We start from the raw sequence: 23,280 nt of genomic DNA, 5'->3' as shown, positions 1-23,280 counted from the left end.
ACTTTTGCACGCCCCTGCCGACTCTCGAGCCCTCTAACGCAGCAGGAAATAAAGTAGATTGATATCAATCAGTTACCTCAACTTGTCACATAGTGAAATACGAGGTGCGGTCTTTTTTGAACATTTCCGCCCCCTTCTCCGAAGTACGATCTTTTTTGTATGTCGACAGCTATCAACCCCATAGCCAGCAGTGCTTTCAAACATATCGTCGAATTCCGATATATGATTCGCCCATCGACGATACCCGTCTGCCCGACCGGAACATCTGCTCCACCCATGCCGACCGAAATCGACATCGACGCGATCCTGAAAGCGCTCTCGAACCCCGTGCGTCGGGAAATCCTCAACTGGCTGAAAACGCCGGGCGAGCATTTCCCGAACCAGGCGCTGCCGTACGAACACGGCGTCTGCGCGGGCCAGATCGACGCGCGCTGCGGGCTGTCGCAGTCGACCGTTTCCGCGCACCTCGCGACGCTGCAGCGCGCGGGGCTCGTGACGTCGACGCGGATCGGCCAGTGGGCGTTCTTCCAGCGCAACGAGGCCGTCATCGACGCATTTCACGACGCTTTGCGCCGCGATCTCTAGCCAACCGGCCGTATCGGCCACGCGGGCCCGCGTTGCGCATGACGCGACGGCGCGCCCGCCTTTCGTGAAGAGGTTATTTGCCATGCCCACCCTGTTCGATCCCGTCACCCTCGGCGACCTGACCCTGCCGAACCGCATCGTGATGGCGCCGCTCACCCGCTCCCGTGCCGGTGCGACGCGCGTGCCGAACGCACTGATGGCCCGCTACTACGCCGAGCGCGCAACGGCTGGCCTGATCATTACCGAGGCAACGTCGGTCACGCCGCAGGGCGTCGGCTACGCGGACACCCCCGGCATCTGGTCCGACGAGCAGGTCGAAGGCTGGAAACAGGTGACGCAGGCCGTGCATGCGGCCGGTGGGCGCATCGTGCTGCAGCTCTGGCACGTCGGCCGGATCTCCGACCCGATGTTCCTGAACGGCGACCTGCCGGTCGCACCGAGCGCGATCGCCGCGGGCGGCCACGTGAGCCTCGTGCGTCCGCAACGCCCGTACGTGACGCCGCGCGCACTCGAACTCGACGAAATCCCGGGCATCGTCGCCGCGTACCGCAAGGGTGCGGAGAACGCGAAGGCCGCCGGCTTCGACGGCGTCGAGATCCATGGCGCGAACGGCTACCTGCTCGACCAGTTCCTGCAGGACAGCACCAATCGCCGCACCGATGCGTACGGCGGCCCGGTCGAGAACCGCGCACGCCTGCTGCTCGAAGTGGTCGACGCCGCGATCGACGTGTGGGGCGCCGGCCGCGTCGGCGTGCACCTTGCACCGCGCGGCGACGCGCACACGATGGGCGATTCCGATCCGGCGGCCACGTTCGGCTATGTCGCACGCGAACTCGGCCGCCGCAAGATCGCGTTCATCTTCACGCGTGAGTCGTATTCGGGCGACCACCTGAGCCCGCGCCTGAAAGAAGCGTTCGGCGGCCCGCTGATCGCGAACGAGCAATTCACGCTCGACACCGCACAGGCCGCGCTTGCAAGCGGCAGCGCCGACGCGATCGCATGGGGCAAGCTGTTCATCGCGAACCCCGACCTGCCGCGCCGCCTCGAACTCGGTGCGCCGCTCAACGCGCCGGTGCCGGAAACGTTCTACGCGGAAGGCGAAACGGGTTATACCGATTACCCGGCGCTGAGCGACGCGGCCTGATCGCGCAGCAAGCCATGCACGACGAATGGACCGGCCTCGCCCGTCCGTTCGTCGTGCACACTTCCGGGCGGGCATGCAACACGTTCGCCCCTCCCGCTCACCGCTTGCCGTCCACGGCGGGCGCGTCCACGAACAACGCCAGACCGACCAGGCTCGCCGCGCTGCATCCCAGCACATACCACGCGGGCGCGTAAAAGCTGCCGGTCGCGCGCCACATCGCACCGACGATCAGTTGTGCGAACCCGCCGAAAATCGTCACGCCGAGCGCATAGATCATCCCGAGCGACATCGCCCGCACTTCGGGCCGAAATGCATCGAGAATCATCACGAAGCCGGCGGGACTCGACAGCGTCATCAAGCCGATCAGCACGATCACGACCGCGACCGCGGTGACCACCGACGGCCACAGGCTCATCGCGTAAAACGCCGGCAGTACGAGCACGGCCGACGCGACACACGTCACGCCCACCAGCCGCTTGCGACGCCGCACGCGATCCGCGAGCCGTCCCGCGAGCGGCGAACCGATCAGCAGCACGGCGCCCGCCGCGCAACCCGACAGCAACGACACCGACGCCGGCATGCCGACGGTCAGCGTCAGGAACGATGGCAGGAAAAACACGATCGTATAGGTGGTCGACGTGCCGCCGATCACGAGCAGCGTGCCGGCCACGACCTGCCGCCACGGAACACGCGAACGCTCGCGCGGTGCGCCGGCCGCCGCGTGCGGCAGCGTATCGTCGAGGTGACGCCGCAGATAGAAGCCGACCGGGCCGATCAGCAGACAGAGCACGAACGGTACGCGCCACCCCCACGCGTGCAGCGCTTCGGGCGGCAGCGCGCGCGACAGCGTCAGCGCGACGAACGCGCCGACGAGCGTCGCGCCGCCCTGGCTCGCCATCTGCCAGCTCACCCGCTCGCCGCGCCGGCCGGTGTCGCCCGACTCCATCAGCAGGGTCGTCGCGGCGCCGACTTCGCCCCCCGCCGAAAAGCCCTGCAGCAAGCGCCCGATGACGATCAATAGCGGCGCTGCGATGCCGATCTGCGCATAGGTCGGCGCGAAGCCGATGATTCCGGTGCCGAGCGCCATCAACGCGACCGTCAGCACGAGTGCAGGCTTGCGCCCGGCACGGTCCGCATAGGCGCCGATCGCGACGCTGCCGAGCGGCCGCGCGACGAACCCGACGCCGAACGTCGCCAGCGACAGCATCAGCGCGCCGACGTCGCTCGACGCGGGAAAGAACAGCTTGCCGATCAGGGCGGCAAAAAAACTGTAGACGGTGAAGTCGAAGAACTCGAGTCCGTTGCCGAGTGCGGCCGCAACGACCGTACGGCGCGTCACGCGCGGCGCGGCATCGACCGGTGCGGCGGCCGTGCGATTCAGGGTATGCATCGGAAAATCCCCGCTCAGAAGTTGTGGTACATGCCGAGCGACAGCGTCACGGGGGTCGTCCCGGTGCGTGGTGCGGTGCCGCCCGGCTCGGTCGGCAGCGGGTTGCCGTTCAGCAGCACGGTCGAGATGCCGTAGTTGCGGATGAACCCGGCACGCGCATAGAGGCCCGTGCGTTTCGACAGCAGGTAGTCGTAGCCGAGCATCGCGCCGAGCGCCGAGTCCTTGGCCGGCTGGCCGGCCGCGTCGCGTACGCCCGACGTGTCGCGATAGACGACCGACGCGCGAATCGCATTGACACCGAACGGCACGATCGCGCCGACCGTGTAGACGCGCGCGATGCCGTCGCCGGCCAGCTTCGGCGCGTACTGGTTGAACGATGCGGACAGCACGATCCGCCCCGTGTCGTAGACGGCGCCGAGCCCGTACAGGTCGTTGCGCACCGTGCTCGCCCCGTTGACGCCCCACACCTGGTTGTAGCTCGCGGCCAGATAGGTCGTGCCGTTGTACCACTGCAGCAGCGCGCCCTGCGCGGACGCCGCGGGCGCGCGCCCGGCAACGTTGCTCGGCGCATACATCAGCATCAGCGACGTGGTGCCCGCAACGATCGGCGTACGGTACGTGATGGCGTTGTCGACGCGCGCCGGCAATTGCGTCGCCCCTGGCCCGAGGTCCGAGTTGTAGCCGACGCCGCGACTCGTCTGCACGGCTGCCGCGCCCAGCCACGTATAGACCGAGTTCGTGCCCACCGTGCCGAATACGTCGATGAACAGCGGCAGCCCCGTGCCGATCTGCTTGCCGAGACGCAGCCGCCCGTAGCTGTCCGACGACAGGCCGACCCACGACTGCCGGTTGTAGGTCGACTGATTGTCCTGCTGCGCGCCGTTGTTCGCGAGAAAGCCGCTTTCGAGGTTGAACTCGGCGCGCCAGCCGCCACCGAGGTTCTCGCGGCCGAAGAAGCCGAATTTGGAGGTCCACTCGCCGCCGCTCTGCGTCTGCCACAGCGAACGGCCACCGACCGTCTGGTAGTTGATCCCCATGTCGACCGAGCCGTACAGCGCGACGCCCTCCGTCAGTCGTCCGTTGTACTCGGGCACTGCCGCCAGCAACACGTCCTGATAGGGCACGGCGCGCGCGTTGCCGGCGCCGAGCGCGAGACAGGCCGCACCAAGTGCAAATCGCTTTTTCATTCGTGATCCTTATCGTCAATTCAATTCATGTCCGGCCAGCGCTTCTTCTCTGCGCCGTGGTCAGCCTGCCTTCAGGAAGCGTTCGGCGATACCGGCGAAATAGGCCGCCCCCCAGCTCAGCGCGGAGTCGTTGAAGTCGTAACCCGGGTTGTGCACCGAACACCCGCCCCGCGAATCGACGCCGTTACCGATCAGCACGTAGCAGCCCGGTACGCATTCGGTCATCCACGAGAAATCCTCGCTGCCCATCACGCCGTCGGGTAACAGCGTGAGCGCGCCTTCGCCGGCCAGCGCCGCGATCGTCTCGACCGCGAGATCCGATGCCGCGCGGTCGTTGTCCACGACACGCGAGATCGATTGGTATTCGATCTGCGCGGTCATCCCGTAAGCCTGCGCGTGCGCGTCGACGATCCGGCGGATGCGCGCCTCGATTTCGTCGCGCGTGGCCGCATCGAGCGCACGCACGGACAACTGCAGCGTTGCGGTTTCCGGAATCACGTTCGGCGCGGTGCCCGCATGGAACGTGCCGACGGTCACGACGGCCGGTTTCAGCGGATCGACGTTGCGGGAGACGATCGATTGCAGCGCGGTCACGATTTGCGCGCCCGCGACGATCGGGTCGCTTGCGAACTGCGGCATCGCACCGTGCCCGCCCTTGCCCGTCAAGGTGATCGTCACCGAATCGGACGAGGCCATCATCGGCCCGTAGCGCAACGCGAAATGGCCGACCGGCACGCCCGGCGCGTTGTGCAGCGCATACACGCGTTCACACGGGAAACGTTCGAACAGGCCATCGTCGATCATCCGCTTTGCGCCACCGAGCCCTTCCTCGGCCGGCTGGAAAATCACGTTGAGCGTGCCGTCGAATCGGCCCTGTTCGGCGAGATAGTGCGCGGCGGCCAGCAAGATCGCCGTATGGCCGTCGTGTCCGCACGCGTGCATCGTGTGCGCAACCGTGCTCGCGTACGGCAGCCCCGTCGCCTCCTCGATCGGCAGCGCGTCCATGTCGGCGCGCAGGCCGAGCGTGCGCGCCGCCGCGCCGCGACGCAATTGGCCGACGACACCCGTGCCGCCCACGCCCGTCGTGACGTCGTACCCCCATGCGGCCAGCTGTTCGGCGACGAGCTGCGCGGTGCGGGTCTCGGCGAAACCGAGTTCCGGATGGGCGTGGATGTCGCGGCGGATCGCCACGAATCGGGACTCCGACTCGCGAATCGCCGCGAGTACGTGAGCAAGGTTCTGCGTCATGAATGGCTCCGTGGAATCGGCCGCCTCGCGACCGTCCCGACCAAGCATAGAGACGCGTTTCGGGTCAAAAAACTCACGAATTTTGATGCAGATAACTTTTGGTAATATCTTCCGCATCATGAAAATTCATCAATTGCGCGCGCTCGTCGCAGTCACGACGGCCGGCAGCATCAAGGCCGCGGCCCGGACCCTGCACGTCACGCAGCCGGCCATCAGCAAGGCGATCCAGGAACTGGAGAACGAGTTCGGCCTACCGCTCCTCGAGCGCAAGCCGTGGGGCGTCGTGCCGACACCGGAAGGCGACGCGCTGCTGGGGCGCGCGCAGGCTGTCGTGCGCGAGCTCGAACGGGCGAGCGAGGACATGGCGCACATGAAGGGGCTGCGAGATGGGCGGCTCGTGATCGGCTTCACACCGATCGTCGCGGTGACGGGCTTTGCCGAGGCCTACGCCGCGTTCCGCCGCCGCTGGCCGAACGTCGAGTGCGAACTGCGTGAACTGACGTTCAACCTGCTCTCGGAACAGTTGCGCAATCGCACGCTCGATCTCGCCTTCGTCGCCGTCACGGGCCCCATTGCCGAGTCGGTCGACATCAAGGCGATCCGCACGTTCGACACCGCGTTCGTCACCCGTGAGAACGGACGCTTTGCGGGCGCGACATCGCTCGACGCGCTGCGCGATGCGGAATGGATCCACGCCGATGCGAGCGACAACTTCCCCGCGTATATCCGTGACCTGCATGCGCACGCGGGCCTGCCCCCACCGCGCTGCATCACGCGCTGCACGTCGTATGCGCTGTTCTACAGCCTGATGATGACCAACGATGCGATTTTCTCGTGGACCCGGCTCTCGCTCGCGGAAACCGTGTTCGGCCAGAAGCTGACGCCGCTGCCGTTACCGATGTCGCCGCCACCGCTGCAGTTGTACCGGCTCACGCCGCCGGGGCTGCAACTGACGCGGCCCGCGGCCGACTTTCTTGCACACGTGGAAGCCGCATTCGCATCGCTGCCGCTTACCGGGAGCACGACATTGCGCTGACGCCGGACCGGGCTGCGGCCGGCACCGTGATTCGCCGGGCCTGCGTCAGCCCGGAACGCGCAACCGCATGAATACGCGCTGTGTCTCGTCGAGCCCGAGTGACACGTGATACGCGCGAATGGTACGCAGCATGTCGTCGAGCATCGCGTCGTCGAGCACCTCGAAACCCAGGCGCGCGTAGTACGGCGCATTCCACGGCGCATCGCGAAACGTCGACAGCACGAGCTGAGCGATGCCCTCCCGCGCCGCGCGCGCCGTCACCTGTTCGATCAGGCGCGCGCCGATCCGCTGTCCCGCATGCGACGGCGCGACATCCAGTTCTTCCAGATAAAGCCGCTGCGCATCGAGCAGCCGGTAAAACGCAAATCCGACACACGTGCCCTGCGGATCGACCGCGACATACGCGCGACCGTCGTCGATACGACCGAGCACGGCAGCCGCATCGGTCGGCTCGCCGTCGGCGATGTGGGTCATGCCGATGTCGCGGAACCGCTGCGCGGCGGCGACTTCCACGGCGGCCATCGCGGCCGCGTCTTCCCGCGTGGCGGGACGGATCAGGATCGATGCAGTCATGACGGCAATTCAGGCAGACAGTCTGGAACGGCCGTCACTATAATCGAAACCTCATACGTTTCGAACGCCCCACCCACGAGGTTCGTCATGACGTTGTCCGCGCTCGCCGTCTTCGCCATCACCCTGCTCGTCACCGCCGGCACGCCCGGCCCGAGCGTCGCCGCGCTGGTCGCACGCGTGCTCACGAACGGCGTGCGGGACGTGCTGCCGTTCCTCGCCGCGATGTGGCTCGGCGAGGCGCTGTGGCTCACACTCGCGGTCGCGGGGCTGTCCGCGTTCGTACGCACGTTCGAGACGGGGCTGATCGTGCTGAAGCTGCTCGGCGTCGCGTATCTGCTGTTCCTCGCGTGGAAGATGTGGGCCGCGCCGACGAAAACGGACGCCGACGCGTTGCCGCGCGGCCAGTCGCCGTGGCGCATGTTCGTCGCGGGCATGGCCGTCACGCTCGGCAATCCGAAGATCGCAGTGTTCTATCTCGCGCTGCTGCCGACCCTCGTCGATCTCACGCACGTCGGTGTGACCGCGTGGGCCGAACTGGTCGGCACGATGCTCGCGGTCCTGATCCTCGCCGACTGCTTCTGGTCGCTGCTTGCGTCACGCGCACGGGCGTTCCTGACGTCGGCGCGCGCCAAGCGGATTGCCAACCGCACGAGCGCGACCGCGATGGCTGGTGCGGCGGTAGCGATCGCGACACGCTGAACGGCGCCCCGCCGCACGCCACGGCATCGCCTGAGGGCCCGCCATGTCACAACTCGGCGCACTGCCTCCCGAACTCGCCGCCCAGTCGATTTCCCGTCGCGAAATCGTGCTCCCGCTCGCCGCCGCGCTCGCATGCATCGACTTCTGTGTACTGCATCGCATCCCGATCTACGGCTGGGAAGGCTGGGTTCTGACCGCCGACGGACGGGTCGGACACGGTAGCGCGCCGCAAGGCACCGTCTGCCTCGCAGACTGGCCGCTCGAGGACGCAGCCGAATTCTGCCGCCGCACGATGGTGTCCGACGCCGAGATGTGGCAGATCGAAAATCCCGGAACGACGGACACACTGCATTTCTGCATAACGATCGGCGGCACGCCCGAATCGCCGCGCCCGCGCGGCCGTACCTGACCCGCAAACCAGAACGAAAGTCCGCTCACCGCACCGGAGGGGAATCGACATGAAAACCTGGCTCCCGGCTGTCCTGCTCTGCCTGGCCACCACGGTCGCGCACGCGGCCGGTATCAAGTTCGTCAGCATCCCGGCCGATGCAGCCGGCCCCGAGCTGCGCGCGGCCATCTGGACGCCATGCGCGGCACCCGCGCAATCACTCACGATCGGCCCGTTCCTGCTGAAAGGGCAACGCAACTGTCCGACCGCCGGCGACAAGCTGCCGCTCGTCGTGATTTCGCACGGCCATGCCGGCACGTACCTCGGGCATCACGACCTCGCCGAAACGCTGGCCGACGCGGGCTACGTCGTCGCGGCGATCAACCATCCCGGCGACACGCATACCGACATGAGCCGCGCGGCCGACATTCGGGAGCTCGCCGAGCGGCCGGAGGACATCAAGCGTCTCGTCGACTACATGCTGGCAAACGGGCCCGACGCCGCGCATATCGACCCCGCGCGGATCGGCTTCTTCGGCTTTTCGCGCGGCGGCTATACGGGCCTCGTGCTGGCCGGCGCCAATCCGGATTTCGTCCATGCGCGGATCGCCTGCCCCGACCCGACCTGGCTGATCTGCAAGCAGATACGCGACCATGACCTGCCACCCCAACCGCTGACGCACGACCCGCGGATCAAGGCCTACGTGATCGCCGACCCGATGAACGAATTCCCGACCGCCGATTCGCTGAAGGACGTGCACGCGCCGATCCAGCTCTGGGGGTCCGAAGCCGGCGGCGACGGCGTGGAGCCGGAAACGGTCGCCGCGCTGGCCAGCATGCTGCCGCAACGACCGGAATTCCACGTCGTGCCGAATTCCGCGCATTTCGCGTTTCTCGCGCCGTGCCCCGAACAACTGGCGCACACCTCGTCTGACATCTGCACCGATGCGAACGGATTCGATCGCGCGGCATTCCACGAGACGCTCGACGCGAAGGCGCTCGCGTTCTTCAGCGCCAATCTCCGCTAACAGCGAAACGTCTTGCGCCAGACGCCCGGCTCAGGCGCATGGTCGTTGCACGCGATCAGCGCGCGCACCAGCGCCCAGTCGTCGTCATCGCAGAAGTCGAGCAGCATCGCGCCAACCAGGCCGCGCTGTTCGCGCAGCCGTTCGGCCAGCCGCGCATGAATGCCCCGCACCCTGCCGTCGCCGTGCGCGACCACCGACGGATTCGCCCCCATCCCGGTTCCGCTGCAGAAGTTGATCGCCCAGCGGCCGCTGTCCGGCGAAGGCAGGTTCGTCAGCAGCGCGTCGATCGCACGCCACTTCCAGCCGATCGACGCGGCCACCGGCACGCGATATTCATCCTGGATCACGAATCCGCCATCGGGATGGTCGATCGTGAACGTCGCGTTGTCGGGCCACGCGGTCAGGTCGATGCCGAGCGGCCGGCTGCTGCGAAAGCGGCGCAGCAGTACGATTGCGCCGCGCACGTCGCCGAGCGCGGGCAACGTGCCGCCGGCATGCCAGCGCAGCCGCGGTTGCCGCGCGCGATGCGCGTCGAACGTCGCATCGAAACTGCGCGTACACGCGTGCGCCGGCCATTCGTCCTTCACCGACATCACGATGCATTCGCGCGGATGCACTTCGAGAAAACGCGCACAGGTTGCCAGCACGTCGTCGAACGTCATGCCGAGCGCGATGCCGCCATGATGGATGTCGAATGCATCGCGCACGTGCCCGCAGCGGATGTCGAGCAGCCGCACGCCATGCGCGAGCTGCGCATCGAGCGGCGCACGCTGGGTGCGCACGAGCAAATCGTCGACGGTATACGCACAGGTGTCATGGCTGCCCGGTAGGGTCAGCGTATGCAGCAGCCGCGCATCGTCGAGCGCCGACATCCAGTCGGCGGGCGGCGTGCACGTATCGTGGCTCGAAGGGATCATGAATCGATGAATGACAAGGAAAGAAAGCCGTGGGTCACGGCGTCGGATGTCGCGGCGCGCGCCGGCGTGTCGCGCTCCGCGGTGTCGCGTGCATTCTCGCCGACGGCGAGCATCGCCCCGCAGACGCGTGAACGCGTGATGGCCGCCGCGCGCGCGCTCGGCTACCAGGTCAACCTGATCGCACGCGACATGATCACGCAGCGCAGCAGCATGATCGGCGTCGTGACGGCCGGGTTCGAGAATCCGTTTCGCGCGCGGTTGCTGTCGGACCTGATGGCCGCGCTCGGGCAGCGCGCGCTCACGCCGCTCGTGACCAATGCGGAAGACCCGCGCCAGGTCCGGCAATCGCTCGAACAGTTGCTCAGCTACCGGATCGCGGGCCTCGTAATGACGTCCGCGTCGCCGCCGCTGTCGGTCGCGCAGCAGTATCTCGAACACCGGATCCCGGTCGTGATGATCAACCGCGACGCGAACCTGCCGGGCGCGGACATCGTCGTCAGCGACAACGCGGCAGGCGCCGTCCATGCGGCGCAGCGGCTCGTGCGGGCCGGCGCGCGCCGGCTCGCGTTCGTCGGGCCGCGCGGCGCGAGCTACAGCGCGCAGTCGCGTGCCGCCGCGTTCGAACAGGCGATCGCGCGCGGCGACGTATTCGACGCAACGCTCGCGCACGTGCTCGACACGCCGTCCGACACCCATGCAAGCGGCATCGAAGCCGCGCGGCAACTGTTCGCGAACGCCAAGCGGCCCGACGGCGTGTTCTGCTCGTCGGACCTGCTCGCGCTCGGCGTGATCGACGTCGCACGCAGCGAATTCGGATTGCGCGTACCGGACGACGTGCGCGTGATCGGCTTCGACGACATCCCGGCCGCCGAATACGACGCGTATCGGCTCACGACGCTCCGGCAGGACACGCGCGGCCTTGCGCACGCGGCAGTCGACCTGCTCGCCGACCGGATGCAGGCGTTCGACGGCCCGTCGCGCACGCGCATCGTGCCGGTCACGCAGGTGGTGCGGGCCAGCTGCGCGTAACAAGGGGAGATCCGGCGCGGCGGCGCCGCGCGTCACTTCAGCCCGCCCGCGAACCCGCGCAACAGGTAGCGCTGCACATAGCCGGCCACGGCCAGCGTGGGCAGCGACGCCATCAGCCCCGCGCTCATCAGGTCGCCCCAGTCGATGCCGTTCTCCGTCACGTAGCCGGCAATCGCGAGCGGCAGCGTGAAACGGCTCGGCGTCGACACGAACAGCAGCGCGATCAGGAATTCGTTCCACGCGGCGATGAACACGAAGATCGCGGTCGCGATCAGCCCCGGCGCGCACAGCGGCAGCACGATCTGCACGAGCCGTCGCGCGAGCCCTGCGCCGTCGATGCAGGCCGCTTCCTCGTATTCGATCGGCACGTCGCGCACGAACGCGAGCAGCATCCAGATCGCCATCGGCAGCGCGTAGATCTGGTACGCGAGCATCAGGCCGAGCGTCGAATCGAGCAGGTGCAGCCGCTTCGCGAGCGCGAACAGCGGCACCGCGATCGTGATCGGCGGCATCAGCTTCAACGCGAGCACGAGTACCAGGAACAGCAGGTCGAGCCGCGCCGGAAACCGCAGCCGCACGAGCGCATACGCGGCCGGAAACGCGAACGCCAGCGCGAGCAGCGTCGTGCCGAAGCCGACCAGCAGCGAATTGAACAGCGGCGCGCCAATACCGTTGGACCATACCGATGCGAAATGCTCGAAGGTCGGCGCGGCCGGCCAGAGCCGCAACGGATGATCGAGGCGTTCGAGCGTCGGCATGAAGGCCGCGCCGGCCATCCACAGGCACGGCAGCAGCAACAGCGCGAGCGCGACGATACGCAGCACCCACGGTATCGCGCGACCGAGAGCGGCGCCCGTTCGTGCGCCCGTGATGCCTGCGGATTGCGCCGTCATGCGCGCCGCTTGCGAACCGTCTGCCATACATACCCCGAGACCAGCAGCGCGGACGCCGCGAGCATCAGCACCGACGCGGCGCTCGCCGGCCCGACGTTGAAGAAGCGGAAGCCCGTGTCATAGATATAGGTCGACAGCGTCTGCGTTGCGTTGCCGGGCCCGCCGCCCGTCAACGCATAGACCTTGTCGAACAGCTTGAACGTGTCGATCGAGCGCAGCAGCAGCGCGAGGCCGATCTGCGGCGCCGCGAGCGGCAGCGTGATGTCGCGCAGGCACTGCCACTCGCTCGCGCCGTCGGTGCGCGCGGCTTCGTACAGCTCCTGCGGAATCGATTGCAGCCCGGCGAGCACGATCAGGAACGCCATCGGCGTCCACTGCCACACGTCGACGAGCGCGAGCGACCACAGCGCGAGATGCGGATCGGACAGCCAGCGCACGCCTTCGATGCCGAACGCCGCGAGCAGCGCGTTCAGGAAGCCGTCGAAGTTGAGCCAGTTGCGCCAGATCGCCGAGCACACGAGCGTGGACAGCATCATCGGCAGGATCGCCAGCGGCAGCGCGATGCGCCGCCCCGGAAACGCGCGCACGAACAGCAGCGCGAGGCCGAAGCCCAGCGCGACTTCGGCGAGCGATGCCACGATCGTGAAGCGCAGCGTATTGCCGAAGCCGGCCGTGAACCCGTCGTCGCCGAGCACCGCGCGATAGTTCGCGAGCCCGGCAAACGCACGCCGGCCGGCCGAGTAGTCGACTTGGCAAAACGAGTCGATCAGCACCTGCGCGACCGGATACAGCGCGAGCGCGGCGAGCACCAGCAACGCGGGCCCGAGCAGCGCGACGAACGGCAGGCTGCGGCCGAAGGCTTTCATGCGCGGTGTCCCGGCGAGGGTTCGAGGCGCACCGTCACTTGCCGGCCACGGCCGTCGCCTGCGCGATCTTCTGCTGGGCCTGGCGCAGCGCGGCGTCGGGCGCGGCCTGCCCCGTCAGCGCGAGCTGCAGCTGGTCGCCGAGAATGCTCTCGACCTGCTGCCAGTCCTTCACGCGCGGCCGCGCCCGGCCCGCTTCGAGCGCCTTCAGCTGATCCGGATACCAGCGGTACTGGCGTACCAGCGCCGGATCGTTGAACACGCTGCGGCGGGTCGGCGGAATGCCGATGCCGGCGAGGCGCGTCTGCGTGTCGCGGTTGGTCAGGTACGCGAGGAAATCCTGCGCGAGCTTCGCGTGCGGCGCGTCCTTCGGAATGCCCATCTGCCAGATGCCGAGCATCGGCGCCGGGCCGGCGGTCTGCCCGGGCGGCGGCTGCAGCGCGATCTGCCCGACCACGCGCGACTGCTTCGGATCGTCGAGCGCCGGCACCCACGCCGGCCACACCTCGATCGACTGCGCGGCCGTGCCGCGCTGCAACGCATCGCGCACTTCCGCCGCGCCGTACACGTCGACGTCCTTCGGCGCAGACGCCTTCAGCGCGAGGAATGTCTTCAGCGCGGCCTGCGCTTCGCGCGAATCGATCGTCACGTTGCCGGCATGGTCGAACACGTCGCCGCCGTAGGCCCACAGGATCGGCAGGAAGCCCGTCACGACCGGGTTGCCCTTCGTGCCGCGGAACACGACGCCCGACACGCTCTTGTCCGCGCCGCCGACGGTCTGCGCGATCTTCAGCACGTCGTCCCAGTTGCGCGGCGGCTGCAGCTTGTACTTCGCGAGCAGGTCCTTGCGGTACGCGAACATCTCGACGTTGCCGACGATCGGCAGCGCGTACAGCGCACCGGCCGCGTTGCGGCCAAGCGCGACCGTGGACGGCACGAGATCGGCGTCCGCGAGCGACGCGGGCAGCGGCTTCAGCCAGCCGTTGCCGATGAATTCGGGCGCCCACGTGTCGTCCATCATCACGAGGTCGTACGCGCCGGTGCCTTCGCGCATCGACAGCTTGAGCTTCTGGTACAGGTTCGCGTTCGGCAGCTTGAGCAGTTCGATCTCGGTGCCCGGGTGCAGCTTGTTGAAGCCGGCGACGGCGTCGGCCAGCCCCTTGCCGTAGATGTCGTCGCGGCCCGCGATGACGAGATCCGCCGCGCAGGCGTGCGAGGCGGCGAAGGACAGCGCGATGGCGGCGGACAGTACGCGCAGGCGGCTCAGCAGGGTCATGTGGTCTCTCTCGATCGGCGTGTGTAGCGGGACAACCATGCGTTGCACACGTGTGCAACGCCGGCGACACGTCGGGTCGCCTGAAACGTCGCCATTGTTCACGTCGACCATGAAGGTATTGTGGCAAGCGGCAAGCCGGGCAACCCGAGATGCGTGTACGGTGCCGGACGGAGCGATCCGGTTCCTGATGACAATGGCGGGAAAGCCGCTCCCGACCTTCCGCGCCATCGCTTGCGATACGGGATTTCCGTCGATCTCGACCGTTCAGTTAAGCACACGGGCGATTTTTTTCAAGCATCGCTTTCCACCAGTTGACCGGCGCGCCGCTTCACGCCGCCGGCAATCAGAAGTTCACGCGGATCCCGGCCATCACCGCGAGTTGCCGGATCGAGTTGCTGTTCGCGAGCACCGGAATCTGCGCGTAGTTCACCGCGTTGCCGTCCGCATCGGTGCCGAGCCCCTTCCCGCTCACGATCTGGCCGATCGCGACCGCATACAGCGCCGTGCGCTTCGACAGGCTGTAGTTCGCACCGACGTTCACCTGGTGAAACCGCGTCGTGCCGCGCCCGTCGGTGTGCGCGGCGTTGAAGATATAGGCGACGCCGCCCTGCAGCGCGGGCGTGAACATGTACGTGGCGTTCAGTTCGCCGATATCGAACGTGAACGCCTGCGTGCGCGGCTGCGCGGTGGTCGAGAAATAACGGCTGTCGCCGAGGCGCGTATGCGTATAGGTGAGCGCGATCGTCGCCTCGCCGAACGTGACCGAACCGCCCGCGCCGAATGCGCGCATCGCGCCCGCATCCTGCAGCAGGCAGTACATCGCCCCCGGATTGCTGCACGCGAAATCGCCGATATAGCCGCTCGCGCCGCCGAGCGCCGCATCGAGCGGCTGGTGCAGGTCGAGGTAGCCGACCGAGAACGCGACCGGCGCACGCGTGTACGTCGCGGCCACCGCATAGCCGCGCTTCGCGGAGAAATCGCCGGCCTGCCCGCCGAAGCTGAACGTGCCGCCGAACGTGAAGCCGTTGAAGTCGGCGCTGGTGAACTTCACCGCGTTGTTGAAGTTGAATGCGGCGTTCAGGTTGTCGACGTCGCCGAGGTGCGCGCCGTACGGTGTCGCCCAGTTGTTGCTCGACACGTACGCACCGAGCATGTCGGTGTATGAGTCGTACTGACGGCCGAGACCGAGCGTGCCGATCCCGTCCTGCCGCAGCCCGACCCATGCCTGCCGGCTGAAGGCCGTGCCGCCCTGCAGTGCCTGCCCGCCCGCGGACAGGAACTGCTGCTCGAGCGTGAACACCGCATCGAGCCCGCCGCCAAGCGGCTCGGCGCCCTGGAAGCCGAAGCGCGACGGCACGAGGTTGCCGCCGCCCATCTGCCACGCATGGCCGCCGCCCGTGCTGCCGTCGGCGTGCGTGAACTGCTGGTTCGTCGAGTAGATGATGCCGGTGTCCACGGTGCCGTACAGCGTCACGCTGCCCGAAGTCTGCGCATGTGCGTGCATGCAACCCAGCGTAGCCGCGGCCGCGGCCAGTCGTCGTCCGATCTTCATGTCCCGCCCCTCTGTGGTCATCGATTCGCAGTGCAGATCGATGGGGTTATCGATATGGGTGACAGGACTCTATCCAGCGAAAATTCAGGACTGCTATCGCAAATCGGCAAACGGTGGCGCGCATTGCCCGCGACGGCGCCTGGCGGCGGCGTCGCGCGGCGCGTGCATCATGCGGGGCGCGTCGTCTGGGACGGCAACTCGCCGAACAGGTCGCGATACTCGCGCGCGAAATAGCCGAGATGCGTGAACCCCCAGCTCGCGGCGGCCTCGCCGACGCCGAGCTGCTGCACGGACGTCGTGCGCAGCATGCGCCGCACCGCGTTCAAGCGGATCGTGCGCAGGTAGCCGACCGGCGTGACGTCGGCCACGCGTTGAAAACTCGTTTGCAGCGTGCGGCGGCTGCAACGCAGCGCGCGGCACAGTTCGAGCACGGTGACGGGTTCTTCAGGGCGATCGCGCAGATGCTTCTCGCAACGGCTCACGATGTCGCTGTAAGTGGCGTGCGTGATGTCGCGACGCTCGACGCCGATGCCCTGCTCGAGCGCATCGAGGAACATGCCGAGCATCGCGTCGCGGAACATCTTGCGGGTGGCCGCATATTCGAGCTGGCCCGGATTGCGCTGCGCATCGTCGATCAGCGCCGACAGCCGCACGCCGAGCGCGACACCCTGCTCGTCGGACAGCCGTGTCACGTGGCGCAGCTTGCGCGCGCCGGATGTGCCGAATTCGGCTTCGCACAGCTCGTCGACCATGTCGGACGACGCGCTGATCCCGACCAGCCCCATCCCTTCCGGTGTGTGGAATTCGAAATCCTCGCCGGCGTGCAGCGCGAGCAGCGCATAGCCGTCGACGGGCTGGCCCTGGAACGTGCCCGCGAGCGGCACGGACAGCGGCACCGCGAGCGACGTGCGCCCGGCCGGCGCGAGCCCGGTTTGCGCGACACGCCGGTTGGTCGTTTCGCGAAAGAAGTGGAAATCGTCGTACAGCACCTGCGTGACGGTGCCCTTGAAGCGGCCCGGCGTCATCTGACGGTAGACCTGATGCCAGCCCGCGATCGCGAGCCCGTGATCGTGCACGTCTTCGTGTGAGCGTGACTGGAACAGCATCGGCATCTCCGGTAAAACCCCTAAACGCGGCAACCGGGTTCCCCCGGCGCGCAACGCCATAGCTTACCCGTGCAAAATCCTGCGTAGTGCGGTTTCGAACGCAAGACAGGCCGCCGACAGCGCGGCGGCCTGCTCGCCCGTCAGGCGGACGTAGCGGCGCAACGACGGCATCCGGTTCACGACCTCGCTGCCGCCGAACGGCACGATCGCGAGCGTCCAGCGGCCGTCGCGTGCATCGATCGTACAGTCGGTCAGGTGCAGCGGCCGCAGCGCGTCGGCCAGCGACGGCTCGGCGACCAGCGCGGCCACGGTGTCGACGAATCCGGGGCTGCATCCCCGCACGGCCATCGCATCGATGCCCGTGCGGCGCAGCCAGCCAGTCTGGCGCACCCGCGCACTGCCCTGCGCGGCCGGGCCGCACGCGGTTGCCGTCACCTTCACGCTGACCGTATGCATCAGGAACTGGCGATCGACGCGCTCATCCACGCTCACGCGCACGCCGTTCGGCAGCCGCGCCGTCAGACTGCCGCCCCCTTCGGCGTCGCGCTCGGCGCGCAGGTCGGCCAGCACGCGCGCGGCGATCGCGCCGGGCCGATGGCCGGGCGGCGGCGCATCGGGCGCTGCGCGGCAGCGGGCAAGCGCGAGCGTCACGATGCGACGTGCTCGTTGCGCAGCACTTCCTCGACCGGCACCGGCTTGAACGGATGCCGGCGCTGCACGACGAGCGTCCAGAACAGTGCGTACAGCGCGGTGAGCCCGAGCATCGCGCCGAACGGCACGTAGATGTCGCGCGCATTCATGCCGGGCGGCGTGATGTACCAGATCGCCAGGATGATGCCGACGCTCGATACGATCTGCGGCAGCGGGAACAGCGGCGAACGGTACGGGCGCGGCAGGTCCGGGCGGCGAATCCGCAGCATCACGACCGACGCGGTGACGAGCAGGTAGGCGGTGCCCCACGCGCAGGTCGCGGCGAGCACGAGGTGCAGGATGCTGTCGAGATTGCCGTTGATCAGCCACGCGTGGAAGATCGGCACGATCGCCGCCGCGACGATACCGACCACGGGCGTCTTGAAACGCGGATGCAGGTACGCGAAGCAGCGCGGCAGCGCCCCGTCGATCGCCATCCCGTACAGGATGCGCGGCAACCCGGCCATCAGCGTGTTGATCGTCGCGGCGCCCGCGCACAGGAACGCGATGCCGAACCACACGCGGCCGAAGGGCCCAAGCACCTGCAGCGCGAACGCGGGAATCGCGCCCGGCGTGTCGAGCAGGTGCGTGAGGCCGTCGGGGCTCACCGGCACGTTCGCGACCTGGCGGCGGATCGCCGCGCCGTACAGGAACATGCAGATCGCGACGCCGACGAGGCCGATCGACATCGCGCGCGGAATCGTCTTGCCCGGCGCCTTCATTTCCGGCGCGAGCGGCGTGACGAATTCGCAGCCGACGAACATGAACATCGCCATCCCGACCAGCGACAGCACGGCCGGAATCGATGTGCCGACCTCCGAGCCGCCGAACCAGCCGTCGAGATGGACGGCCGGCGCGGCCGCAAGGCCCAGAATCCCGAAGATCATCAGCGACAGCCACATGCCGGCCGTCAGGACGATCTCGAGCTTGCTGAACACCTTGATGCCGATGATGTTGGTGATCGCGAACGTGACGACGAGGCCGACGCCGACGAGCCAGGAACTGTTGTGCTTCTCGAGCGCGGCGTTCAGCGATTCGAAATTGACGAGCGCCATGATGCCGCTCAGGATCGTTTCCGCCGTACCGGCGAACACGTGCACGAGGAAATACGCGGAGATCGTGCCGGTGATCGCCCAGAAGCGGCCGAGCCCGCACGACAGGTAATCGTAAACCGAGCCGGCCGTCGGCAGCATCGCGGCGGCTTCCGAGAACGTGGTCGCCTGCGCCTGCATCATCACGAACGCGATGATCATCGCGACCGCGAACGCCCAGCCGCCCATCCCGAAGCCCGACGTCGCGGTGAGGATCACCGGGCTTGCCATGATGAGGCCGACGGCGCTCGCCAGTGCGGTCGGGAAACCGACCGCGCCCGCCTTCAGCGCCGTGCCGCCACCCGCTTCAGCCGGCGTGCCGGCGGGCGTGCCGCCCGCTGCGCCGGTAACTCCAGACCATCCCGACATCTTCGTCTCCTTCCTTTGTTGACCCGAACCCGCGCTTGCGCACCCGGGCCCCTTGTCGATCACACGTTGATCCGATGTCGAAAAAATACGCAGGCAAAATAATCCGGTCATAGCGCAAATCGGCAAACCGGCGGCGGCCGCGCCGCCCGCCGCCGGCGTGCCGTCACGCGATCACGCGAACGGCACGGCCTCGAAGCCCGCCGCGAGCGCATCGACGATCCGGTCGAGTTGCTCGCGCTGGATCACGAGCGGCGGCGACAGGATGATCTTCGTGCCGACCGGACGCACCAGCACGCCGTTCTCCCGCGCGACTTCCGCGACCGCGTTCGCATAGCCGGACAGCGGGTCGATCGGCTCGCGCGTGTCCTTGTTCGCGACGAGGTCGAGCGCGAGCATCAGCCCCTTGCCGCGCACCTCGCCGACCGCCGCGAAGCGTTCCGCGAACGGCTGCAGCGCTTCGAGCAGATACGCGCCCTGCTTCGCCGCGTTCGCCGGCAGGTCTTCCTTCACGACGATGTCGAGGCTTGCGATCGCGGCCGCGCATGCGACCGGGTGGCCCGCATAGGTGTAGCCGTGCATGATCGCGCCGCCGAAATCGGCGTTCGCGGCGAACGCGTCCTCGATCCGCGCGTTCACGACCGTCGCGCCGAGCGGCACGTAGCCCGACGAGATGCCCTTCGCGAGACACATGATGTCCGGGCGCACGCCCCAGCCGCGGCTGCCGAACAGGCTGCCGCTGCGGCCGAAACCCGTCACGACTTCGTCGGCGATCAGGAGTACGCCGTAACGGTCGCACACCTCGCGCACGAGCGGCCAGTAGTTGGCCGGCGGCACGATCACGCCGCCCGCGCCCTGAATCGGCTCCGCGATGAACGCGGCGACCGTGTCGGGGCTCTGGAACTGGATCTCGCGCTCCAGCATTTCCGCGCAGATCCGGCCGAGTTCCTCCGGATCCTGCGTGAACGGGTTGCGGTACAGCCACGGCGTCTCGACATGGAAGCAGCCCGGCAGGTTCGGCTCGTAGTTGCGGCGGAACACCGTGTTGCCGTTCACCGACGCGCCGCCGAAGTGCGTGCCGTGATAGCCCTGCTTCAGCGAGATGAACTTCGTGCGGTCGGCCTGGCCGCGCACCTTCCAGTACTGGCGCGCGATCTTCAGCGCGGTCTCGACCGAGTCGGAACCGCCCGAGCTATACAGCACGCGGCGCATGCCTTCCGGTTCGAGCATGTCGATCACCTTCTTCGACAGCTCTTCCGCGCGCGGATGCGAAATACCGTCGAACAACTGGAAGTACTCGAGCTCGTCGAGCTGGCGCGCGATCGCGTCCTTCACTTCCTGGCGGTTGTGGCCGACGTTCACGTTCCACAGGCCCGCGACGCCGTCGACGAGTTTCCGGCCCTGTTCGTCGAATACGTAGCAGCCGTCGCCGCGCACGATGCGGATCGGCTTGCGCTGCTTCATGTCGTTCGGGTGCAGCATCGGATGCCAGAATTTCGCTTCGTTGTAGCTCATTGCAGTCTCCCCTATCGGATCGGTTGAACCTCGATCGCCGAGGTTCGAGGTGGTCGTGGTTGGCGCAGCGCGTCAGTGCGCGATGCAGACGGATTTGGTTTCGGTGAAACCTTCGATCGCGTACTGGCCGAATTCGCGGCCGATGCCCGATTGCTTGTAGCCGCCGAACGGCATCGACGGGTCGAGCGGGATATGGCAGTTCACCCACACGGTGCCGGCCTCGATCTGCGGCACGAGGTTCATCACCCGCTTCAGGTCGTTGCTCCAGATGCTCGCGGCAAGGCCGTACGGCGACGCGTTCGCGAGGCGCACCGCGTCGGCCGCATCGTCGAACGGCACGACGACGATCACCGGGCCGAACACTTCGTCGCGCACGATCGCGCTGTCCGGATGCGGATCGGCGATCACGGCCGGCTTCACGTAGTAGCCGGGCAGGTCGTCGGCCGGGGTGCCGCCCGCGAGGAACGTGAGGCCCGCGCGGCGCGCGCCTTCGATGTGCTGGACGACCTTGTCGCGATGGTGCGCGGAGACGAGCGGGTTGATCTGCGCGGTCGTGTCGAGGCCCGCGCCGAGCTTCATCGACTGCGCGACGCCCGCGAGGCCGTCAGCGAGCTGCGCGAACTTGCTGCGATGCACATAAATGCGCGACGCGGCCGCGCACACCTGCCCCTGGTTGAAAAACGCGCCGGCGGCGACGCCGTCGAGCGCCTGCGCGACGTCGATGTCATCGAGCATCACGATCGGGTTCTTGCCGCCGAGCTCGAGCGAGAAACGCGTCATGTTCTGCACGGCCGCCGCGCCGACCTGCTTGCCGGTCGCGGTCGAGCCCGTGAACGAGATCTTCGCGATCGACGGGTGGCTCGCGAGCGCGGCGCCGCACACGCGGCCGCCGGTGACGACGTTGAACACACCGGGCGGCACCCCGGCTTCGCGCGCGAGTTCGGCCAGGCGCAACGCGGTGAGCGGCGTTTCCGGCGACGGCTTCAGCACGATCGTGCAGCCGGCGGCGAGCGCGGGAATCAGCTTCCACACCGCGATCATCAACGGGAAATTCCACGGCACGATCGCGGCGACCACGCCGACCGGCTCCTTGCGCGTATAGGCCGTATAGCGCGCGCCGGGCGGGAACGGGATCGACACGTCGAGCGTCTGGCCGGTGATCTTGGTCGCCCAGCCGGCCATGTAGCGCGCGTATTCGACGCTCGCGCCGACCTCGATCGCGCGCGACACGTGGATCGACTTGCCCTGGTTCAGCGTTTCGAGCTGCGCGAGCGTTTCGGCGTCGCGCTCGATCAGGTCGGCGAGTTTCAGCAGGATGCGTTCGCGGTCGGCCGGGCGCAGGCCGCTCCACACACGGGTGTCGAATGCGCGCTTCGCGCTGGCGACCGCGCGGTCGACGTCGTGTTCGTCGGCGTCCGCGACCGTCGCGAGCCGCTCGCCCGTCGCGGGGTCGTACACGTCGAGCCGCGCGGCCGCGTGTGCGGGCTGCATTTCACCGTCGATGAAGAGGCCGAAGTCGCGCGCAACGAAGGTGCGCACGGTGTCGCTGACAGCGACGAAATTCGTGGTGCTCATGGGCGTCTCGAGGATTGTCGTGGCTGGACCGCGTGCGTACGGGCACGCGGGCGTCGTTCCACTGTATCGACGAGGGATCGCGCCCGGTGAGCGCAAATTGGTAGCGCGTGGGCGCTGGGGGGGCGGGTTCGAACCCTGCGGGGACGGGGCACGCGCCGCGTCCGGAAACTGGCCCGGTATCGCACGGGCAGACAGGCCGGCGCGCTCGACCGGGGCGGGCATGTCCGCGCCGGTACGGGGTTAGCGCCCGGTTATTGCAAGGCTAGTTTCTGAAGCCATGCGCCACCGGTTCGAAATTCGAACCGCAATTATCCGATGAATTACAGGAACAGCGCCCCGACCAGTTCGGTGCGGTTCGACACGCCGAGCTTGCGGTACATGCGCATCAGGTGCGTCTTGACGGTCGGCTGGCCGAGCGCGAGATCGCGGGCGATCTCCTTGTTCGAGCGGCCGTCGCGCACGAGGCGCGCGATCTGCTCCTCGCGGTAGGTCAGCCGCTCCTCGCAGCCGATCCGGTGGATCCCGCGCCGCACGCGCAGCAGCGGGCTCAGCGCGGCTTCGACCACGGGCTGCAGCCGCGCGAGCGCATCGATCTCGCCGGGCGCGAACCGCCCGGCCGTGCGGTTGGCGGCCACACCGCCGCACGTTTCGCCCGCCCCAAAGCGCAGCAGCGAGAACGCACCGACCGTCCGCCCCGCGTCGCGCAGCCAGATCTCGACGACGTCGGCCACGTCGTGCCGCCGCAGGAAACGGGTCCAGTACGCGGACGCATCGCGTCTTTCGTCAGGCAGTTGGGATTCGAGCGTAACGACCGCGCGTTCGCCCGCCGCGCAGCGCGACGGATGCAGCGGATCGAGCATCCGGTAGCGCGCGACATAGGTGCGATGCATCGATTCCGGCATCCCGAACAGCTCGAAATCGGCCGGCTCGCCGCTCTGGTCGAGCCGGTAGAACACGATCGCTGAAGGGCTCGCGAACGCGTCGAACGCATCCACGCACGCGCGCAGCGCGCGTGGCCAGTCGGCGGCGGCCGGGTCGGCGGGAACGGATGAGGTCGGCATGGTGGAATCGGCGGGCGGGCGAACGGATCGAAGCTCGAAGTCCGGGCCAGCCTACCGGCGCCGAAAAGC

At 67.8% G+C, this 23,280-nt stretch carries 22 protein-coding genes; 7 read left to right on the top strand and 15 right to left on the bottom strand.

Annotated features, from left to right (window positions below; translation table 11 throughout):
- Nucleotides 1–276: 276 nt before the first annotated feature.
- Nucleotides 277–585, top strand: a complete 309-nt coding sequence (locus tag ACPTTC_RS22925) for an ArsR/SmtB family transcription factor (protein WP_175968728.1) — start codon at nt 277–279, stop codon at nt 583–585.
- Nucleotides 586–667: 82 nt separating this feature from the next.
- The gene (locus tag ACPTTC_RS22920; RefSeq protein WP_423394036.1) at nt 668–1,729 is read left to right on the top strand and encodes an alkene reductase; all 1,062 of its coding nucleotides are present in this window, start codon (nt 668–670) and stop codon (nt 1,727–1,729) included.
- 97 nt (nt 1,730–1,826) lie between these two features.
- Here ACPTTC_RS22920 and ACPTTC_RS22915 read toward each other — a convergent pair whose 3' ends face one another.
- The 3 genes from ACPTTC_RS22915 to ACPTTC_RS22905 are packed head-to-tail and all read right to left on the bottom strand — an operon-like array spanning nt 1,827 to nt 5,554.
- Nucleotides 1,827–3,119 carry an MFS transporter gene (locus ACPTTC_RS22915; protein ID WP_423394035.1) on the bottom strand — a complete coding sequence of 431 codons (1,293 nt, stop codon included), beginning with the start codon at nt 3,117–3,119 and terminating at the stop codon, nt 1,827–1,829.
- Between the two features lie 14 nt (nt 3,120–3,133).
- Nucleotides 3,134–4,306: a porin gene (locus ACPTTC_RS22910; protein ID WP_423394034.1), complete on the bottom strand. Its 1,173-nt coding sequence runs from the start codon at nt 4,304–4,306 to the stop codon at nt 3,134–3,136.
- A gap of 60 nt (nt 4,307–4,366) precedes the next feature.
- Nucleotides 4,367–5,554 (bottom strand): M20 aminoacylase family protein, encoded by a 1,188-nt coding sequence (locus tag ACPTTC_RS22905; protein WP_423394033.1) that lies wholly within the window; start codon nt 5,552–5,554, stop codon nt 4,367–4,369.
- Here ACPTTC_RS22905 and ACPTTC_RS22900 point away from each other — a divergent pair.
- The gene (locus ACPTTC_RS22900) at nt 5,553–6,590 is read left to right on the top strand and encodes a LysR family transcriptional regulator (protein ID WP_423394032.1); all 1,038 of its coding nucleotides are present in this window, start codon (nt 5,553–5,555) and stop codon (nt 6,588–6,590) included. The two genes, ACPTTC_RS22905 and ACPTTC_RS22900, sit on opposite strands and share 2 nt — an antisense overlap.
- A gap of 45 nt (nt 6,591–6,635) precedes the next feature.
- On the opposite strand, the gene ACPTTC_RS22895 is transcribed toward ACPTTC_RS22900, so the two are convergent.
- Nucleotides 6,636–7,163 carry a GNAT family N-acetyltransferase gene (locus ACPTTC_RS22895; RefSeq protein ID WP_423394031.1) on the bottom strand — a complete coding sequence of 176 codons (528 nt, stop codon included), beginning with the start codon at nt 7,161–7,163 and terminating at the stop codon, nt 6,636–6,638.
- An 87-nt stretch (nt 7,164–7,250) separates the two neighbouring features.
- On the opposite strand from ACPTTC_RS22895, the gene ACPTTC_RS22890 reads away from it, so the two are divergent.
- From ACPTTC_RS22890 to ACPTTC_RS22880, 3 genes are read left to right on the top strand one after another with little or no spacing between them, the layout of a single operon-like run.
- Entirely contained in the window at nt 7,251–7,862 is a 612-nt protein-coding gene (locus ACPTTC_RS22890; protein ID WP_423394030.1) for a LysE family translocator, read from the top strand.
- Between the two features lie 43 nt (nt 7,863–7,905).
- On the top strand, nt 7,906–8,271 hold the full coding sequence (locus ACPTTC_RS22885; protein WP_423394029.1) for a hypothetical protein: 366 nt from the start codon (nt 7,906–7,908) through the stop codon (nt 8,269–8,271).
- A 49-nt stretch (nt 8,272–8,320) separates the two neighbouring features.
- Nucleotides 8,321–9,277, top strand: coding sequence for an alpha/beta hydrolase family protein (locus ACPTTC_RS22880; protein WP_423394028.1), 957 nt, complete (start codon nt 8,321–8,323; stop codon nt 9,275–9,277).
- Here ACPTTC_RS22880 and ACPTTC_RS22875 read toward each other — a convergent pair.
- A complete protein-coding gene (locus ACPTTC_RS22875) occupies nt 9,274–10,194 on the bottom strand; it encodes a phosphatidylinositol-specific phospholipase C (protein WP_423394027.1) in 921 nt (306 codons plus the stop codon). The genes ACPTTC_RS22880 and ACPTTC_RS22875 overlap by 4 nt on opposite strands.
- A gap of 6 nt (nt 10,195–10,200) precedes the next feature.
- On the opposite strand from ACPTTC_RS22875, the gene ACPTTC_RS22870 reads away from it, so the two are divergent.
- Nucleotides 10,201–11,223 carry a LacI family DNA-binding transcriptional regulator gene (locus ACPTTC_RS22870; RefSeq protein WP_423394026.1) on the top strand — a complete coding sequence of 341 codons (1,023 nt, stop codon included), beginning with the start codon at nt 10,201–10,203 and terminating at the stop codon, nt 11,221–11,223.
- Nucleotides 11,224–11,255: 32 nt separating this feature from the next.
- Here the strand turns inward: ACPTTC_RS22870 and ACPTTC_RS22865 are convergent, their stop codons facing one another.
- The 10 genes from ACPTTC_RS22865 to ACPTTC_RS22820 form a co-directional block, all read right to left on the bottom strand.
- Nucleotides 11,256–12,116 carry a carbohydrate ABC transporter permease gene (locus ACPTTC_RS22865; protein WP_423394025.1) on the bottom strand — a complete coding sequence of 287 codons (861 nt, stop codon included), beginning with the start codon at nt 12,114–12,116 and terminating at the stop codon, nt 11,256–11,258.
- Nucleotides 12,113–12,982: a carbohydrate ABC transporter permease gene (locus ACPTTC_RS22860; protein WP_226195757.1), complete on the bottom strand. Its 870-nt coding sequence runs from the start codon at nt 12,980–12,982 to the stop codon at nt 12,113–12,115. Before ACPTTC_RS22860 ends, ACPTTC_RS22865 begins: the two co-directional genes overlap by 4 nt.
- Nucleotides 12,983–13,016: 34 nt before the next feature.
- Entirely contained in the window at nt 13,017–14,255 is a 1,239-nt protein-coding gene (locus tag ACPTTC_RS22855; protein ID WP_423394024.1) for an ABC transporter substrate-binding protein, read from the bottom strand.
- Nucleotides 14,256–14,598: 343 nt separating this feature from the next.
- Complete coding sequence (locus tag ACPTTC_RS22850; protein WP_423394023.1) at nt 14,599–15,807, bottom strand: porin; 1,209 nt, start codon at nt 15,805–15,807, stop codon at nt 14,599–14,601.
- Between the two features lie 167 nt (nt 15,808–15,974).
- Nucleotides 15,975–16,913 (bottom strand): helix-turn-helix domain-containing protein, encoded by a 939-nt coding sequence (locus tag ACPTTC_RS22845; protein WP_423394022.1) that lies wholly within the window; start codon nt 16,911–16,913, stop codon nt 15,975–15,977.
- A gap of 63 nt (nt 16,914–16,976) precedes the next feature.
- Nucleotides 16,977–17,564: a DUF3156 family protein gene (locus ACPTTC_RS22840; protein WP_423394021.1), complete on the bottom strand. Its 588-nt coding sequence runs from the start codon at nt 17,562–17,564 to the stop codon at nt 16,977–16,979.
- Nucleotides 17,561–19,063: an APC family permease gene (locus tag ACPTTC_RS22835; protein WP_423394020.1), complete on the bottom strand. Its 1,503-nt coding sequence runs from the start codon at nt 19,061–19,063 to the stop codon at nt 17,561–17,563. Before ACPTTC_RS22835 ends, ACPTTC_RS22840 begins: the two co-directional genes overlap by 4 nt.
- 171 nt (nt 19,064–19,234) lie before the next feature.
- Nucleotides 19,235–20,575, bottom strand: a complete 1,341-nt coding sequence (locus ACPTTC_RS22830) for an aspartate aminotransferase family protein (protein ID WP_423394019.1) — start codon at nt 20,573–20,575, stop codon at nt 19,235–19,237.
- A 72-nt stretch (nt 20,576–20,647) separates the two neighbouring features.
- Nucleotides 20,648–22,150 carry an aldehyde dehydrogenase family protein gene (locus tag ACPTTC_RS22825; protein ID WP_423394018.1) on the bottom strand — a complete coding sequence of 501 codons (1,503 nt, stop codon included), beginning with the start codon at nt 22,148–22,150 and terminating at the stop codon, nt 20,648–20,650.
- 320 nt (nt 22,151–22,470) lie between these two features.
- Complete coding sequence (locus ACPTTC_RS22820; RefSeq protein WP_423394017.1) at nt 22,471–23,211, bottom strand: response regulator transcription factor; 741 nt, start codon at nt 23,209–23,211, stop codon at nt 22,471–22,473.
- Nucleotides 23,212–23,280: the final 69 nt, after the last annotated feature.

Source organism: Burkholderia mycopellens (assembly GCF_964265025.1).
Classification (GTDB): Bacteria; Pseudomonadota; Gammaproteobacteria; order Burkholderiales; family Burkholderiaceae; genus Burkholderia.
This window is presented reverse-complemented; position numbering and strand designations above follow the sequence as displayed.

Excerpts from the sequence above, each read along its gene's own strand:
- ACPTTC_RS22855 (WP_423394024.1), bottom strand. The coding sequence starts at position 14,255 with ATGACCCTGCTGAGCCGCCTGCGCGTACTGTCCGCCGCCATCGCGCTG.
- ACPTTC_RS22885 (WP_423394029.1), top strand. The coding sequence starts at position 7,906 with ATGTCACAACTCGGCGCACTGCCTCCCGAACTCGCCGCCCAGTCGATT.
- ACPTTC_RS22835 (WP_423394020.1), bottom strand. The coding sequence starts at position 19,063 with ATGTCGGGATGGTCTGGAGTTACCGGCGCAGCGGGCGGCACGCCCGCC.
- ACPTTC_RS22875 (WP_423394027.1), bottom strand. The coding sequence starts at position 10,194 with ATGATCCCTTCGAGCCACGATACGTGCACGCCGCCCGCCGACTGGATG.
- ACPTTC_RS22850 (WP_423394023.1), bottom strand. The coding sequence starts at position 15,807 with ATGAAGATCGGACGACGACTGGCCGCGGCCGCGGCTACGCTGGGTTGC.
- ACPTTC_RS22915 (WP_423394035.1), bottom strand. The coding sequence starts at position 3,119 with ATGCATACCCTGAATCGCACGGCCGCCGCACCGGTCGATGCCGCGCCG.
- ACPTTC_RS22880 (WP_423394028.1), top strand. The coding sequence starts at position 8,321 with ATGAAAACCTGGCTCCCGGCTGTCCTGCTCTGCCTGGCCACCACGGTC.
- ACPTTC_RS22820 (WP_423394017.1), bottom strand. The coding sequence starts at position 23,211 with ATGCCGACCTCATCCGTTCCCGCCGACCCGGCCGCCGCCGACTGGCCA.
- ACPTTC_RS22925 (WP_175968728.1), top strand. The coding sequence starts at position 277 with ATGCCGACCGAAATCGACATCGACGCGATCCTGAAAGCGCTCTCGAAC.
- ACPTTC_RS22900 (WP_423394032.1), top strand. The coding sequence starts at position 5,553 with ATGAATGGCTCCGTGGAATCGGCCGCCTCGCGACCGTCCCGACCAAGC.
- ACPTTC_RS22845 (WP_423394022.1), bottom strand. The coding sequence starts at position 16,913 with ATGCTGTTCCAGTCACGCTCACACGAAGACGTGCACGATCACGGGCTC.
- ACPTTC_RS22895 (WP_423394031.1), bottom strand. The coding sequence starts at position 7,163 with ATGACTGCATCGATCCTGATCCGTCCCGCCACGCGGGAAGACGCGGCC.
- ACPTTC_RS22910 (WP_423394034.1), bottom strand. The coding sequence starts at position 4,306 with ATGAAAAAGCGATTTGCACTTGGTGCGGCCTGTCTCGCGCTCGGCGCC.
- ACPTTC_RS22830 (WP_423394019.1), bottom strand. The coding sequence starts at position 20,575 with ATGAGCTACAACGAAGCGAAATTCTGGCATCCGATGCTGCACCCGAAC.
- ACPTTC_RS22870 (WP_423394026.1), top strand. The coding sequence starts at position 10,201 with ATGAATGACAAGGAAAGAAAGCCGTGGGTCACGGCGTCGGATGTCGCG.
- ACPTTC_RS22890 (WP_423394030.1), top strand. The coding sequence starts at position 7,251 with ATGACGTTGTCCGCGCTCGCCGTCTTCGCCATCACCCTGCTCGTCACC.
- ACPTTC_RS22920 (WP_423394036.1), top strand. The coding sequence starts at position 668 with ATGCCCACCCTGTTCGATCCCGTCACCCTCGGCGACCTGACCCTGCCG.
- ACPTTC_RS22860 (WP_226195757.1), bottom strand. The coding sequence starts at position 12,982 with ATGAAAGCCTTCGGCCGCAGCCTGCCGTTCGTCGCGCTGCTCGGGCCC.
- ACPTTC_RS22825 (WP_423394018.1), bottom strand. The coding sequence starts at position 22,150 with ATGAGCACCACGAATTTCGTCGCTGTCAGCGACACCGTGCGCACCTTC.
- ACPTTC_RS22905 (WP_423394033.1), bottom strand. The coding sequence starts at position 5,554 with ATGACGCAGAACCTTGCTCACGTACTCGCGGCGATTCGCGAGTCGGAG.
- ACPTTC_RS22865 (WP_423394025.1), bottom strand. The coding sequence starts at position 12,116 with ATGACGGCGCAATCCGCAGGCATCACGGGCGCACGAACGGGCGCCGCT.